At 35.0% G+C, this 14,861-nt stretch carries 16 protein-coding genes and 1 riboswitch; of the genes, 1 reads left to right on the forward strand and 15 read right to left on the reverse strand.

Annotated elements, in window-relative coordinates; genetic code table 11:
- Positions 1-68 precede the first annotated feature (68 nt).
- A complete protein-coding gene (locus G6O70_RS08440; protein ID WP_057868431.1) occupies positions 69-956 on the forward strand; it encodes a YitT family protein in 888 nt (295 codons plus the stop codon).
- 248 nt (positions 957-1,204) lie between these two features.
- Here G6O70_RS08440 and G6O70_RS08445 read toward each other — a convergent pair whose 3' ends face one another.
- From G6O70_RS08445 to fur, 15 genes are all read right to left on the reverse strand, one after another.
- Positions 1,205-2,470 carry a tetratricopeptide repeat protein gene (locus G6O70_RS08445; protein WP_057868432.1) on the reverse strand — a complete coding sequence of 422 codons (1,266 nt, stop codon included), beginning with the start codon at positions 2,468-2,470 and terminating at the stop codon, positions 1,205-1,207.
- A gap of 198 nt (positions 2,471-2,668) precedes the next feature.
- Entirely contained in the window at positions 2,669-2,944 is a 276-nt protein-coding gene (locus tag G6O70_RS08450; protein ID WP_004563421.1) for an HU family DNA-binding protein, read from the reverse strand.
- A 237-nt stretch (positions 2,945-3,181) separates the two neighbouring features.
- The gene (gene der / locus G6O70_RS08455; protein WP_057868433.1) at positions 3,182-4,492 is read right to left on the reverse strand and encodes a ribosome biogenesis GTPase Der; all 1,311 of its coding nucleotides are present in this window, start codon (positions 4,490-4,492) and stop codon (positions 3,182-3,184) included.
- Between the two features lie 142 nt (positions 4,493-4,634).
- Positions 4,635-5,840 carry a 30S ribosomal protein S1 gene (gene rpsA, locus G6O70_RS08460; RefSeq protein ID WP_057868434.1) on the reverse strand — a complete coding sequence of 402 codons (1,206 nt, stop codon included), beginning with the start codon at positions 5,838-5,840 and terminating at the stop codon, positions 4,635-4,637.
- Between the two features lie 91 nt (positions 5,841-5,931).
- Positions 5,932-6,603, reverse strand: coding sequence for a (d)CMP kinase (cmk, locus tag G6O70_RS08465; RefSeq protein ID WP_057868435.1), 672 nt, complete (start codon positions 6,601-6,603; stop codon positions 5,932-5,934).
- Between the two features lie 59 nt (positions 6,604-6,662).
- On the reverse strand, positions 6,663-7,277 hold the full coding sequence (locus G6O70_RS08470; protein ID WP_057868436.1) for a LysM peptidoglycan-binding domain-containing protein: 615 nt from the start codon (positions 7,275-7,277) through the stop codon (positions 6,663-6,665).
- Between the two features lie 86 nt (positions 7,278-7,363).
- A complete protein-coding gene (locus G6O70_RS08475) occupies positions 7,364-8,800 on the reverse strand; it encodes a RecQ family ATP-dependent DNA helicase (RefSeq protein WP_057868437.1) in 1,437 nt (478 codons plus the stop codon).
- Entirely contained in the window at positions 8,793-9,818 is a 1,026-nt protein-coding gene (locus tag G6O70_RS08480; RefSeq protein WP_057868438.1) for a helix-turn-helix domain-containing protein, read from the reverse strand. The genes G6O70_RS08475 and G6O70_RS08480 overlap by 8 nt, the downstream gene beginning before the upstream one ends.
- Before the next feature lie 289 nt (positions 9,819-10,107).
- Positions 10,108-10,686: an ECF transporter S component gene (locus G6O70_RS08485; RefSeq protein WP_057868439.1), complete on the reverse strand. Its 579-nt coding sequence runs from the start codon at positions 10,684-10,686 to the stop codon at positions 10,108-10,110.
- A gap of 106 nt (positions 10,687-10,792) precedes the next feature.
- Positions 10,793-10,913: riboswitch (FMN riboswitch) on the reverse strand.
- Between the two features lie 61 nt (positions 10,914-10,974).
- Positions 10,975-11,694, reverse strand: coding sequence for a pseudouridine synthase (locus G6O70_RS08490; protein ID WP_057868440.1), 720 nt, complete (start codon positions 11,692-11,694; stop codon positions 10,975-10,977).
- A 19-nt stretch (positions 11,695-11,713) separates the two neighbouring features.
- A complete protein-coding gene (gene scpB, locus G6O70_RS08495) occupies positions 11,714-12,304 on the reverse strand; it encodes an SMC-Scp complex subunit ScpB (protein WP_057868441.1) in 591 nt (196 codons plus the stop codon).
- The gene (locus G6O70_RS08500; protein ID WP_057868442.1) at positions 12,276-13,046 is read right to left on the reverse strand and encodes a segregation and condensation protein A; all 771 of its coding nucleotides are present in this window, start codon (positions 13,044-13,046) and stop codon (positions 12,276-12,278) included. The genes scpB and G6O70_RS08500 overlap by 29 nt, the downstream gene beginning before the upstream one ends.
- Complete coding sequence (locus tag G6O70_RS08505; protein ID WP_057868443.1) at positions 13,036-13,398, reverse strand: RibT protein; 363 nt, start codon at positions 13,396-13,398, stop codon at positions 13,036-13,038. Before G6O70_RS08505 ends, G6O70_RS08500 begins: the two co-directional genes overlap by 11 nt.
- A gap of 85 nt (positions 13,399-13,483) precedes the next feature.
- Positions 13,484-14,371 carry a site-specific tyrosine recombinase XerD gene (gene xerD / locus G6O70_RS08510; protein ID WP_057868581.1) on the reverse strand — a complete coding sequence of 296 codons (888 nt, stop codon included), beginning with the start codon at positions 14,369-14,371 and terminating at the stop codon, positions 13,484-13,486.
- Between the two features lie 34 nt (positions 14,372-14,405).
- Positions 14,406-14,861, reverse strand: coding sequence for a ferric iron uptake transcriptional regulator (gene fur, locus G6O70_RS08515; RefSeq protein WP_057868444.1), 456 nt, complete (start codon positions 14,859-14,861; stop codon positions 14,406-14,408).

A 14,861-nucleotide genomic window follows, 5' to 3' on the forward strand; every position in this document is an offset into this window, starting at 1 on the left:
AGAAGAGCTATTTTAATAAAACTTGTGGTATGCTCTTAAAAGACACTAAGTTCTTGGAGGTAAGAAAGATGTATTCAACTGATTCAAAGGTTCGTCTAATTGACTTTATTATGATTGCTTTTGGCTGTGGGATGTATACTTTTGGTTTTGTAATGATTAATATCAGTAATAATCTAGCTGAGGGTGGCGTGACAGGTATCTCACTCATTACGCGCTACTGGCTGCATATTGATCCAGCTTTTACAACACTTGCAATTAATATTCCTTTAATAGTCATTGGTTATAAATATCTAGGGAAAAAAGCTCTTATTTATACTGTCTATGGCACAGTCTCACTTTCAATCTTTATTTGGTTATGGCAAAGATTGCCATTTGCAATCGATATTCATCACGATTTATTTATTGCCGGAATATTGGCAGGTGTGCTCGGCGGGATTGGCTCTGGAATCGTTTACCGGTTCGGCGGTACAACAGGTGGTGCTGATATTGTTGCCCGAATTTTAGAAAAAAAACAAGGCATTGCCATGGGGCGAACCTTGTTAGTCCTCGACTGTATCGTTTTAACTGCTTCATTGAGTTACGTTGATATTAGGCGAATGATGTATACCCTGCTAGCATCTTATGTATTCTCAAAAATTGTCAACTTCACTCTCGAAGGTGCATATACTGCACGTGGTGTCATTATAATGAGTAATGAATATGAGAAAATTACAAAAGATATTATGGACATTTTGGAACGTGGTGTGAGTCACTTACAGGCAACAGGTGCATATTCAAATGAACCAAGGCAAGCAATTTATTGCGTTGTCAGCCCAAGTGAATTGATGGCTTTGAAACATATTGTTGCTAAATATGATGAAAAAGCCTTTGTTTCTGTTTTAACAGTAAACGAAGTCTTCGGTGAAGGTTTTAGTTATTCAATCCCTAGAAAAGGAATTTTCAAATTAAAAAAATAATCATCTTAGTACTATTATCATTTGGTTTTCAATCAAAAAATGACTTTAAAGAAGCTAGGTCAAAAGGTATTTTTTTTTGACCTAGCTTCTTTTTACTTCGTATGAACGTATGTCATAAAGTCAAAATTTTGCGCTTAACTTTAAATTACGCGTAACAATAATAGCCAATCTGCCATTACAACAAAAAAGAAATAACTTAATGAGATAATCATAGCTTTACCTTCAATAATCAGTTAATCCTTCTAATCCTAAAAATCTTCAAGTAATTCGTCTTCGAAATCCTGCATTTCCAAATCATCAGGTATAAGTTCAAGATAAAGAGCAACATTTTCACGAGCCTCTTCAAGATTACCAACACGTCTATTCAAAATAGCAAATTCTCTAATAAATATTGGATTGTCATCATATACACGGCTAGCTGCTTGATAGTACTTAAGAGCTTGTTCATCATTATCAAGAGCACTGTATGACTTACCCAAGTTCCAATAGATTTGTGGATCAATCTCATCATTTTGAACAAAGGAACTCAAGAAATCAATTGTTTCCTGATATTTTTGCCGACTAACTAATAAATTACTGAGTTCAATTACTAATGTCAAACTATCTGGTTCTAACTCAAGAGCTTTTTCTAAGTACATTTGTGCTTCTTGTGGCTGTTGCAACTTTAAAGAAACTGAACTAGCTTTTTCGTATAATTTGATATTATATTGATCTACTCTCAGTCCTTCCTGCAGCGCCTGAAGGGCATCTTGCAAAAGTCCCATTTGTTCGTAGGCAGTTGCTAGAAATGGATAAAGTGTTGTGTAGTCTTTGTTATCTTTTTTTAGTTTCTTAAAATTGTCAATCGCATCTTCATAGTTCTTAACTTGAAGTTGTGTAAAAGCAATCTGAAAACGTGTATCGGGACTCATTTGCTCATCATCAAGCTGCTCGAAATAGCCTAGTGCTTGCTCAAATTTCCCTACTTCTGCATATGATTGCCCAAGGCGTTGTACCATTGAAACACCCGCTAATTGAGTAAAACCCATCTTTACTAACGTCAAATATAATTCAATTGCTTTTCCATACTTCTTAGTATTAAAGTAAAATTCAGCCAAACCAAAAATAACCGCTTCTTCATCTGGTGCAATTTTCAGTGCCTCAAGTAGCTTATGCTCACTTACTTCTAAAAGCCCTTGCGTCTGATATAAGTCAGCAGCAACTAAAAGTGAATTCACATACGCATCAGAATCAGGCCTAATTGTAGATAGATACTCAAGTGCCTCATCGTCATGTCCATCACTAACGGCCAAATCCGCTAATTGCGCACGTAAAATATCCTCATCAGGAAATTTTGCTAGTAATGACTTATATGCCTTTGCCGCAAAATCGGAAAAACCAAGCATATATAAATTTTCTGCTAAACTATAAATATCATCTGGATCTGAATTCTTCAAAACTAGTTCAAAAACCTGTGAAGCCTTTTCGATGTTTCCCTTTTCAATCAAATCAATTACATCTTTAGAACGATTCATAAATTCACCCTTTCTAATCTATGTGCTTTATGAGAATAATATTCAAAACTATAAAATAAACCTGTGAAACCATGACAATCAATAGGCATTATAATAACACAGCACAACATCGATTACTGCATTTCAACAAAAAAAGAACTGCAACAAAACGTTAAGTTTTGATACAGCTCCTGACAAATAAGTATTAATACTCAATGCTTATTTAACAGCATCTTTTAAAGCTTTACCTGGCTTAAATGCAGGTACTTTGCTTGCAGGAATTTGAATTTCTTTACCAGTTTGTGGATTGCGACCTTTACGAGCTGCACGTTCACGCACTTCGAAGTTACCAAATCCGATTAATTGAACCTTTTCGCCTTCTGCTAAAGTAGCTTGAATTGTTTCAAAAACTGCATCAACAGCAGTAGTTGCATCTTTTTTTGTTAAACCTGTTTTTGTTGCAACTGTTTCGATTAATTGTGCTTTGTTTGCCATGTGTTTCACCTCCTCATACGAAGAAATAGGCACAGATAATAAATATCTGTTGGCGTAATTTCGCCCTTATCATAATGACGAAACAATGACTAACAAATCATTATCTCTTTAAATAAGATAGCATATAAAGCCTAACATAACAAGGTTTTTCACCTTTTTTTTAGAAGTTTCACCTTTTCGATAACCAGAAAAAGCAAATGAAAAATTAAGTCTAACATATTGAGCAGTTAATTAAAACTATTTACGCTTGCGTTCAATTAAATGAACAGGTGTTCCGGTAAAATCAAATGAATCACGAATTTGATTCTCTAGGAATCTCTGATATGAAAAATGCATTAATTCAGGATCATTCACAAAAACAACAAAAGTAGGCGGCTTAATTGCAACTTGAGTCGTATAGTAGACTCTCAGACGTTTTCCATGGTCGGTTGGGGTAGGATTTCGTGCAATTGCATCCATTATTACATCATTTAACACTGCAGATGGAATTCTGCGTTGATGATTATCATTAATCTGCTTAATCAAATCAGGTAGCTTATCCAATCTTTGCTTTGTCACAGCTGAAACAAAAATAATCGGTGCATAACTAAGATATTGAAATTCCTGACGAATTTTCTCTTCAAATTCGGTCATGGTTCGATTATTCTTTTTTAGTGTGTCCCACTTATTAACAAGAATTATAATTCCTCGTCCAGCTTCGTGAGCATAACCTGCAACTTTTTTATCTTGTTCTCGAATTCCTTCTTCGGCATTTAATACAACTAATACTACGTCTGAACGATCAATTGCTCTCATCGCACGCAAAACTGAGTATTTTTCCGTATTCTCATAAACTTTCCCGCGTTTTCTGATACCTGCCGTATCAATAACCGTGAATTCATCACCTTGATTTGAAATAAAAGGTGTATCAATCGCATCTCTAGTTGTCCCTTCGATATTTGAAACAATCACTCGATTTTCACCTAAAATAGCATTTACAAGTGATGACTTTCCGACATTAGGACGGCCAATTAAACTAAATTTAATTGTCTTGTCTTCTTCTTCAGACTGTTTTTCTGGAAAAGAATTACAAATTTTATCAAGTAAATCTCCTATACCTATTCCATGGGTACTAGAAATCGCTAATGGTTCACCAAAACCAAGTGAATAAAAGTCAAAGATATCTCCGCGTAACTCTGGATTATCAACTTTATTAACTGCTAAAATAACTGGTTTCTCCGATTTATAAAGGATTCGGGCAACTTTTTCATCTGCATCAGTTATTCCTTCACGAACACTCACAACAAAAACAATTACATCAGCTTCATCAATTGCAATTTCAGCTTGCTCTGTAATTTGGGTCAAAAAAGGTTCATCACCAATATCAATTCCCCCAGTATCAATTAAATTGAATTTTTGACCAAGCCACTCACTATGTGCATAAATTCGATCTCTTGTTACGCCAGGAACATCTTCGACAATAGAAATTCTTTCTCCTGCAATTCTATTAAAAACAGTAGATTTGCCAACATTAGGCCGGCCAACAATTGCTACAACTGGATTTGCCATTTTTGCATCCCTCTTTTCTTTATTTAAAATTAAAATATACTTATATCAGCAAAAAAACGATAGATTTAATCAACAATCTACCGTTTTCATGCTAAAGAATAACTACTAGATTTAACATACCAAAAGATATGCAACCAAGTGCTTAATCTTGGTCTTTGTCTTTCAAGTCTCCGACAAGATCTCCAAGCGTAAATCCTGTACTCTCGTCTGGAAGTTCAACCTTTTCCTCTGAAGCTGCTTGTTTCTTCTCTTCACCAGCAACACTTGGCTTTTCCTCAAGTGCTTTAATTGAAAGTGCTAATCTGTGCTCATCAGCATGAACATTTAAAACTTTCACTTTAATTGTCTCACCTGAAGTTAAAACTTCATTTGGTGTAGCAATATGTTTGTGTGAAATTTGAGAAATGTGTACAAGACCTTCAACACCTGGAAATACTTCTACAAAGGCACCAAAACTTGTAAGACGTTTAACTGTACCTTCAAGTACATCACCTTCAGCAACCTTTTCTGTAATATTATCCCATGGCTGTGGTAATGTTTGCTTGATTGAAAGCGAAATACGATCTTTCTCAGTATCTACTGAAAGAACTTTAACCTTCACCGTCTCTCCAACTTTGAGTACGTCAGAAGGTTTATTAACACGTTCAAATGAGATTTCTGAAACGTGAACTAATCCATCTACACCACCTAAATCAACAAAGGCACCGAAACTTGTTAAACGGGCAACTTTGCCTTCAATAACGTCACCTACAACTAATTTTGCTAATGTTTCAGCTTTCTTAGCTTCACGAGCTACCTTAACAATTTCCTTATGTGAAAGAATTAAGCGGTTTTCACTTGGTTCGATTTCAATAATCTTAAGTTCCAGTTCTTGATTCTTATACTGGTTTAAGTCCTCAACAAAACGGTCATCCACCATTGATGCTGGAATAAAGCCACGAACACCTGCATCAACTACCAATCCACCTTTAACAACTTGTGTTACAGGTGCAGTAATCGTCTCACCAGCTTCAAACTTCTTTTCAATATCATCCCAAACCTTACGTGCTTCAAGGCGACGTTGTGATAATAAGTAGCTACCGCCCTCTTTGTCAGAACCAATACGTGAAATAACTACCAAATCAATTACATCACCAATAGCCACATCATCTGATACTTCTTGATCAGGTTTCAAGCTTAGTTCTTTAAATGGAACTACGCCTTCAACGCCTGCTCCTTCAATTCCAACAATAACCTGCTTAGCATCATCAACAGCTAAAACTTCACCTTTAACGACGTCACCAATTTTTACTTCATTTACGCTATCTAAAGCTTCTAATAAATCCTTGTTTGCATCTGTTTCACTCATGCACTATGTCCTCCTTAACGACTCGACTCTAATCTCTATTTTAGCCGAACTCAATCAAAAATTCCAGTTAAAATACGCTTTTAGTGAGATTTCAAGCTTTTTTTTCAATTATTTTCATTATTTTGTCTACAACTTGCTCAATTGTTAGACTAGTTGTATCTAATTGAACAGCATCAACGGCCTTTACGAGGGGTGAAATTGTTCTAGTAGAATCTTTACGGTCCCGCTCTTCTATTTCTCGTTCAAGAATTTCAAGCGGTGTCTGGATTCCTTTTTCAATATTTTCTTTATACCTTCTTAGCGCTCTTTCTTTCACACTTGCTACCATAAAAATTTTAACATCAGCACTCGGTAAGACAGTCGTACCAATATCTCTTCCATCCATTACAATTCCACCAGTGCGTGCAATTTTTTGCTGCAAATCTGTAAGATACTTCCTAACTGAAACTTGTGCGGCAACCGTTGATACATTATTACTGATTTCAGGCATTCTAATCTCTGTTGTTACTTCTGTCTCATTTACAAAAACCCTCTGTCCCTCTGTCGATGGCACGAACTTAATGTTAATATTGCTTAAAATCATTTCTATTGATTCATCATCATCAAGTTGGATTCCATCATGAATTGCTGCCCAAGTAACTGCACGATACATTGCACCTGTATCACAATATATGTAATTTAATTTGTGTGCAACAAGTTTTGCAACTGTACTTTTTCCAGCTGAAGCCGGGCCGTCAATTGCAACTTGTAATAACTTTCCCATCTTACCTAAACCTTCCCATCAAAATACTATTTTTTCTATTATAAGTGTTATAAAAACCACTATTTGACGCGAACTGACTCACCTGGAGTAAGTGTTGAACTTGAACTCAATGTTGGATTTAGTTCAAGTAATTCTTGAACCGTCAAGCCATTATTAACTGCAACACGATAGATTCCTTGACCAGCAACAACTGTTACATACTGTGAACTGCTTGACGAAGAACTCGATGTTGAACTATATGTACTCGAAGATGCAGCGGTTTCGCTCGAACTCGAAGCAGTCACCGTTGATGCCTTACTTGAACTGCTTGAAGACTCGGCCTCCGTAGATTCATTAGTAGAGCTAGCCGAAGAAGATACAGCGACTGAGCTTGATGAACTTTTCTTGGTTGACGATGCTTTTTTTGAGCTGCTCTTTTTACTAGAAGTTGATTCAACAACCCCTACATTACCACTACCTCCAGAAGAAGATTGCGAAGTCTTCTGCGAAATAAAATAAAGTGCAACAGTTCCCAAAATAATTGCAATGAATACAACTAACAAAGATGTAGTTAGTACACTATTAGCTCGATTACTCTTTCGACTTGCCGTTCTTGAATAATTACCACTATTATCTCGAGCATTATCAAAAGATTTATCCCAAGGTTGTTGTTCTTTTTGGTCTTTGCGACTCATAAAAATTCCCCCTCAAATAATCATCTATTATTTTACCATACGTTACCACATCAAGTCATAATTCTTTACTTAAGAATTACGTTTAATCATGAAGTTTTAAAGAAAGATTCAAGAATTGTTTTATAATTAAGTAGTGAATCATTTTGAGATACTTTTTTTTCAAATTTAAATTCGTTAAAATTCAAAGGATCTGTTTTTAACTGACAACAGCTGTTATTATGCTCAGGTATGCTTTTTTCCCCAAAATATTTTAGAAGGTATTCTCTTTTGCAGCCGTCATTTATAATATACCCCAAAAGTATCTTTAATTTCTCAAATTTTACTTTACGTCTTTTGAGAAACAGTTCCTTAATTCTACTAATTTCCATATTCTGGTTAAAATAATATTGCAATATTCTTTCTTTGTTAGACAAATTGTCCTGTTCACCTGTATCCTTAAAATGTTCTATATCAAATTCATCAGGTAAACTATCCACGCTGAGCTGTTGTTGCAATCCTATATCTGATTTTGAATACAATAAAACTGCGAGGCTCTTCTTCCCATCCCTACCTGCTCGTCCAATCTCTTGAACATAACTTTCTATGTCACTTGGAAGATGATAATGGATAACATACCGCACATCTTGTTTATTTATCCCCATTCCAAAAGCACTGGTGGCACAGACAATATCTAGTTGATTTTCCATAAACTGATGCTGGATTGTATAACGGTTCATTACACTTAAATCGGCATGATATGGAGCTGCCCGTAAATTCGTTTTTAATCCTATCATTTCACTAATTTTATTTGCTTGTTTTTTGCTTGAAAAATAAATTATTCCTGGTCCAGCGAGCTGCGCAATTAACTCTGTCAAATACATATTTTTTTCCGCGGTGGAAGGTGATTCGTGGACAGCCAAAAAAATATTTGGTCGATCAACTGAATAACGGATTACCCGTATGTCTTCATTATTGTCGAACAAATTATCTTGGATATCATGGGAAACTTCACTTGTTGCTGTTGCAGTTAAAGCAAGCGTTAGTGGATTATGTAATAACTTTCTAAAATTCTTTATTCGTAAATAATCTGGACGAAAGTCTGGACCCCATTGAGAAATACAATGTGCTTCATCCACAACTACAAGGCCAATTTCAATTTTTAGTAACTCCTCCATGACCTTATCATTTCTTAACATTTCTGGAGATACATAAATAAATGCGTACCACGCAATATTGGCTAAAATAAAATTTTTTTCACTATATGATAACTCAGATGTCAATGCAACAACCCTTTTTTCACCAGCATATTTTAACTGCTCTACCTGATCATTCATCAAAGATAGTAACGGTGATATTATTAGTACGGTCTTCTTAATAATCTTACCGGTTAGCTGGTAGCATAAAGACTTGCCTGTACCCGTTGGTAGAATACCCAAGGTTGAATTATTTGAAAGTAAGTTTTTGATAATTTCGGCTTGACCAGTCTTAAATTCAGTATATCCAAAGTATTGCTTCAGCAATTGTTTTAACTCTAGATCATCCAATTTTCTTACTCCTTTCAATCTGAAATAACCTATATTTAAAGAACTCAATTCGATTGCTCAATTGATTATAGTCCCAATTAGTTACATCACCAGTAAAAGTCTTCGTCATAATTTCGTATTCTTCAACTGTTATAAGGCTGTCGTAGGGGAATTTATCGCACAAAATTGCACTCTCTAGTAGATGTTCTTTAATTGTACTTATTCTTAATCTACGCCTTTTGGCTATTCGTTCAATATTTTGCCTTTCATTAAATAATTGATAAGTAATTGAAGCACTTTTAGATAATCGCTCCTCTGTATTTATGGGAACGACCAACTTTTTAAAAACAGAATCTCCTCTTAAAAGAAATAATGCAAATTGCATACCTAAATCTCGCCACAATGTGGTAACATCTTCGTACGAAAAATCTGGAAGTACCATCGCAACCTGTTGAAACGTTTTTCCAATCGTTTTATGCCCGCTAAAGAGGGACATAAAAATATCTGCCTGTTCCTTAGGAAAACGCTCCAAAAAGGCTTCAAGCAAGTGCTTTAGACTCGTAACGAGTTTCTCTTTATTATTTACTGTTTGATACCATGCCCTAAAAAATAACTGTGTTCTAATTGAAGAACCAATCACATAGTAATGACGATTATGATATGACAACTCTGACACTACCTGTATCAATAGTGGCAGAAGGTCAAGCCACTGTTTCTCATTTATATGTTGAAAAAGTTTTGGTTCAGTTATTATATAATTGCTTTTTTGATAATTATTTTTCTGAATAATTCCATTAGGAGACAAGACTAAACCGGTTGGGGTTACTTCAAGATAATTTTCGTTGCGCAGTTTAGTTATTTGTAGATCAAATTCCTGCTCGTTCAAATTAGGTTCAACATTTAACCAATCTAAAATATGATACTGCATTCCCCAGAACAAACTTGACACAGTCCGCTTATTACATAAGACTTGCCTAATTACTGTATGCCTTCTTGGCTGAACGTCAGAGAAAAAAAGTAGCCATTTTTTTTCATTCAAATATATCACCCCTATTTGTCTCTATAATTATTCTACATTATTAATACGTATTTAGTCAGAAATATTAATATTACCTACAAAAAAATTACAAAAAAGGCAGTCAAAAATCAGAAAAAATTGCGTACTATCTTATAGTATTAACCTTATCACAAATAATTCGAAGTTTGACTTAACTTTGAATCTAGTATTATATTTGGTCATAGAAAATGCCCTATGATAATTAGCATTTCTACTAACTATCATAGGACACTTCATCTTAACCCAGTCTTTTAAAAAATTATTTTACAAATTACTTCAGTACTACTGATTGTTTAACAATCCAATCCTTCATTTTGACAAACAGAATCCAAAATGCTGTTCCTACTAAAAGCCCCTTAATGAGATTAAATGGAACAACGCCAATTAAGATAAATTTAGCGAGTGGCATAGACAGATTCATTCCTAACACCTTCATGTAAAGTGGCATGATTACTAAATAATTAGCTAATGATAAGATAACTGTCAAACTAATTGTTCCAAATAAAATAGAACGAAGAATATTCCAAATATTTACATCATATTTCTTACGCAAAGTGTAAAATATCGGTAAAGTCAGTGTCATTGATGCAAAAAAATTAGTTGTCACACCAATTAAACTATCAATCGATGGACCAGAAATTATAAAGTATAAGATTGAACGAATCAAAGCAATCTCGATTCCTCCCAGTGGCCCAAGAATAAACATTCCAAAAAGAATTGGTAAGTCCGAAAAATCAACTTTCATGTAAGGAACTAAGGGGACTACCACAAAGGATAAAAACATTAACAAGTACGACACCCCTGCCAGACTAGCAGAAATAACGTAGCGACGTGTAGCTGTATAGACCATCAAAAAAACCTCCTGATGTTCATCTTCATGGATCTTATTTGGAATACAAAAAATCCCTGCTGATCAGAGACCAACAGGGTTCGATTGACTTTCATAATCAAATAAGCCCTATCTTCTTTATCCAGACTTTACTGTCGGTATTGGATTTACACCAAATCAACTGCACGCATGCAGGTCGCGGACTATCACCGCCGGTCGGGAGTTTCACCCTGCCCCTGAAGATAAACTATATTATTTTTTAGTACTCTTTGAGTCTATCATTATTCTAGTAATAATGCAACTAGTTATTTACTTACTTTTTAGACGCATAATTTCATCATGTGTTAGTTCTCTAAAATTTCCTGAAGTCAAACCATCTAGTGTCAAAAAACCATATGTTTCACGTTTTAATTTTTCTACTGGATGACCTATTGCATCAAACATTTTTTTTACTTGGTGATAACGACCTTCATGGATTGTCAATGAAACAAGTGACTTATTCTTTTTCTGATCCATTGATAATAATTTTGCTTTTGCGGGTGCAGTCTTTTTCCCTTCTATCGTCACCCCTAGACGTAACTTTTTAAAATCTTCATTTTCAGGAACACCTGCGACTTTAGCAACATAAGTTTTATCAACTTTATTGCTGGGATGCATCATTTTATTGGCTAATTCACCATCATTAGTCATTAAAAGCAAACCAGAAGTATCATAATCAAGTCTTCCTACAGGATAAATTCGCTGCTCAATATTCTTAAAATAATCAGTTACAACTTTGCGCCCTTTATCATCACTTGCCGCAGTGATAACACCACGTGGTTTATAGAAGATGAAGTACACTTTTTTTTCTGTATCCAGCGTTTTACCAGCAACAACAACTACATCATTACTTGATACTTTTGTACCAAGCTCTCTAACAACCTTGCCGTTTACAGATACTTTTCCCTCCAAAATCATTTTTTCAGATGCTCTTCTGGAAGCTACGCCCGCATTTGCCATAACTTTTTGTAAACGTTCATTTGATTCCATATTTACTTCTCCTATTTTTTCATTCACCGTCTTCAAGTGTTTCATTGAATAAGTCTAGTAGATTCTGTTCTCCATCATTCAGAACACCTTCCTCAGATATTTCTGGTAAAGATGGTAATTCATCCAATGAATGCAATCCAAAGTAATTTAAAAAGTTCTCCGTTGTTTTATATAAAATGGGCCGCCCTGGTGCTTCAAGCCTCCCGGCTTCTTCAATTAATTCAAATGCTAATAATTTTTGGATTGATCCGTGGGATTTAACTCCCCGAATCTCATCAATTCGAACACGCGTAACAGGTTGCTGATATGCAATAATTGCAAGTGTCTCTAATGCTGCACGAGAAAGAGCAGACATATTAGGAGCCTCAAAATAATTTTTTAAGAGTTCTGCAAATTTGCTCTTGGTCGCCAACCGATAAAATTCATTAGTTACAATTATTTCCAGACAACAATCTTCATCAGCTACATATTTTTTATTTAATACCCCGATTTGCTCTATTACAGCTGGTTTCATTAATCCAGTTAATTGTGAAAGTTGTGCTAAAGAAATTCCCTCATTTCCCGCAACAAAAAGAAGAGCTTCAATCTCTGCTTGAATTGTCGATTGCATTAACTACACTCCTCAAAATAATGGTATCTAAACTCTGTTTTTGAATTATCTCGATTGTTCCTCTTTTTACCAGCTCTAACATAGCTAAAAAAGAAGTTACAATCTTTTCAACTTGGATCTCCTGACCTAAAAGCAAAGAGTCGAAAGAAACAGAAACCTTCTTCGACAAGCAATACAAAATATTTGTCATCTCACCTGCTATCGTAAAGTGTTCTTTTCTAATACTTCCCTTCTTTGCTATAACAGTTCTTTTACTAGTCAAAAGGCGCACAAAAGCCTGTTGTAAAAGCATTGCAGACTGTCCTTCACTCAACAAAATTTTGCGTGTATTGTCTGGTTCATCTGCCTGCTCCCTAGTATAATGCAACGCTCTTGATTCGAAAAGTTCATCCAGATTTTCAGCAGCCATTTGGTAACATTGATGCTCCAAAAGCTGTTGTACGAGTTCGAGTCTTGGATCCTCAACGATCTCATTATCTTCAAATTCATCATGATTGGGTAGGAGCATTTTGCTTTTTATATTTAGTAATGTAGAAGCCATAACCAAATACTCCCCAGCTATATCAAGTTCCATCGTCTGCATTTGATGCAACTGTTCGATATACTGCGCAGTAATCTCTGCCATTGGGATATCATAAATATCCATTTGATTTTGTTTTATAAGATGCAATAACAAATCCAAAGGTCCCTCAAAGCTCTTTAGTTTGAAAGTCAATTTTTGGTTCTCAAAACTAGTTACCATCGTTACGGTGCTCCCATTTCGTAATTAACCTTGCTGTTTCAAGACTCCCCATCATTTTTCTGCCTGGATATAGTTCACATAATCCACTAAGCATGCTAAAACTAACACCTTCATTTCTCTCGGCAGGTGTTATTGCAATATGTCGTACCATTAAAATTTCATCTGAAATTTCAACGCCAATCACACCAATAAAATCACCATTATCATTTTTCCAAAGATAAAGACATCTTTCATCTGCACCACTATACCAATTTAACTCTGTTTTCAGATGTGAGTACTCCTTTAAATCTGGAATAAATGAAAGCAATCCCATTGTAATTTTTTCATAATCATTTTTATACTTATAAAGCATGATGACCTCCTGTGGTCGCAAAAAAAGTATTAATAAGTAAAGTTGCATCAACTTTATCATAATTTTATTCTATAAACAATTCATTCTAAGCTCGCGGATGATATTTCCCATAGATTTCTGCTAATCTTCTCTTAGATAAATGAGTATAAATCTGAGTTGTTGAAATATCTGCATGTCCTAAAAGTTCCTGAACAATTCTTAAATCTGCTCCATTTTCTAAGATATGTGTTGCAAATGAATGTCTAAGCGTATGTGGGGTAACATTTTTTTCAATTCCGGCATGCAAAACATCCACTTTCAAGTTTTTCCAAATTCCCTGCCTTGTTAGCTTTTTGCCATGATGATTTAGAAACAAAAAATTACTTTGTTGTTTTCCCAATAGCTTAGGACGAACATCATTCAAATATTGCTCAACCCATGAAATAGCTTTATCTCCAATTGGAACAATCCTCTCCTTTTGCCCTTTACCAATTGTTTGAATTAATCCTAAACTCAAATGTAAGTCTGCAAGCCGTATATTTATTACCTCACTAACACGTAATCCTGTAGCATACATCAATTCCAAGATTGCTCGATTTCTAACGCCAAGAGGTTTCGCGGTATCAGGTGAATTCAAAAGTTTCTCAACTTCTGTTGTCGAAAGTACTTCTGGAAGATGTTCACTTTTTTTGGGAGCATCAATCAACTCCATCGGATCGTTTTGAATACGACCTTCTTCGACCAAATATTGAAAAAATTTTCTTAAACTGGTCACAGAGCGTACAATCGAACTCGTTGCTTTTTTCTGATTAGCTTCTAACTCTAAAAAATCAACAATGACCTGTCTTGTAATAATCGCGAAATCATCAATTTTCTTTGTTTCAAGAAATGCAATGAACTGTACTAGATCATTTTGATAGCTATTAACCGTGTTTTCAGAAAGTCCGCGTTCTACTTTTAAATAATGTATATAATCTAAAATAGTATTTTTGATATGCTCACCCTCATTAATACAACTTAGCCAATTTCTACTCTTTTTTTGCCAAACAATCCGCACAGATACCTTGAAAAATCAGTCGATGATCTGTTACTTCGAAACCAAACTGATTTTTGATTTTCTCTTCAACACCTAGAAGCAAATCTTCATGGACCTCTTGGACTTTACCACAATTCTTGCAAAGTAAATGATGATGAAAATGACCTTGATCCGATAATCTTAGATCATAGCGTGACATACCATCCTCAAAATTAATTTTATTCACTATTCCTAATTCAAATAAAATTTCAAGAGTTCTATAAACAGTTGCCAAACCAATATCTGTTTCTTCTTCTCTGACTAGCGTGAATAACTCCTCAGCAGAAAGGTGTTTTTCATAGTTATGTAAAAGTGTACTGACCGTAGCACGTCTTTGTGGTGTTAACTTTAAACCAGCTTGATGTAGTTGGGATTCAATGTCAGTTATTTGTGTTTCCAAAAATTCCAT

The sequence above is a fragment of the Liquorilactobacillus hordei DSM 19519 genome (genome assembly GCF_019443985.1).
Classification (GTDB): domain Bacteria; phylum Bacillota; class Bacilli; order Lactobacillales; family Lactobacillaceae; genus Liquorilactobacillus; species Liquorilactobacillus hordei.

What these genes read in the sequence shown, in the direction of transcription:
- G6O70_RS08440 (WP_057868431.1), top strand. Translation starts at nt 69, where the DNA reads ATGTATTCAACTGATTCAAAGGTTCGTCTAATTGACTTTATTATGATT.
- G6O70_RS08445 (WP_057868432.1), bottom strand. Translation starts at nt 2,470, where the DNA reads ATGAATCGTTCTAAAGATGTAATTGATTTGATTGAAAAGGGAAACATC.
- G6O70_RS08450 (WP_004563421.1), bottom strand. Translation starts at nt 2,944, where the DNA reads ATGGCAAACAAAGCACAATTAATCGAAACAGTTGCAACAAAAACAGGT.
- der (WP_057868433.1), bottom strand. Translation starts at nt 4,492, where the DNA reads ATGGCAAATCCAGTTGTAGCAATTGTTGGCCGGCCTAATGTTGGCAAA.
- rpsA (WP_057868434.1), bottom strand. Translation starts at nt 5,840, where the DNA reads ATGAGTGAAACAGATGCAAACAAGGATTTATTAGAAGCTTTAGATAGC.
- cmk (WP_057868435.1), bottom strand. Translation starts at nt 6,603, where the DNA reads ATGGGAAAGTTATTACAAGTTGCAATTGACGGCCCGGCTTCAGCTGGA.
- G6O70_RS08470 (WP_057868436.1), bottom strand. Translation starts at nt 7,277, where the DNA reads ATGAGTCGCAAAGACCAAAAAGAACAACAACCTTGGGATAAATCTTTT.
- G6O70_RS08485 (WP_057868439.1), bottom strand. Translation starts at nt 10,686, where the DNA reads ATGGTCTATACAGCTACACGTCGCTACGTTATTTCTGCTAGTCTGGCA.
- G6O70_RS08490 (WP_057868440.1), bottom strand. Translation starts at nt 11,694, where the DNA reads ATGGAATCAAATGAACGTTTACAAAAAGTTATGGCAAATGCGGGCGTA.
- scpB (WP_057868441.1), bottom strand. Translation starts at nt 12,304, where the DNA reads ATGCAATCGACAATTCAAGCAGAGATTGAAGCTCTTCTTTTTGTTGCG.
- G6O70_RS08500 (WP_057868442.1), bottom strand. Translation starts at nt 13,046, where the DNA reads ATGGTAACTAGTTTTGAGAACCAAAAATTGACTTTCAAACTAAAGAGC.
- G6O70_RS08505 (WP_057868443.1), bottom strand. Translation starts at nt 13,398, where the DNA reads ATGCTTTATAAGTATAAAAATGATTATGAAAAAATTACAATGGGATTG.
- fur (WP_057868444.1), bottom strand. Translation starts at nt 14,861, where the DNA reads ATGGAATTTTTGGAAACACAAATAACTGACATTGAATCCCAACTACAT.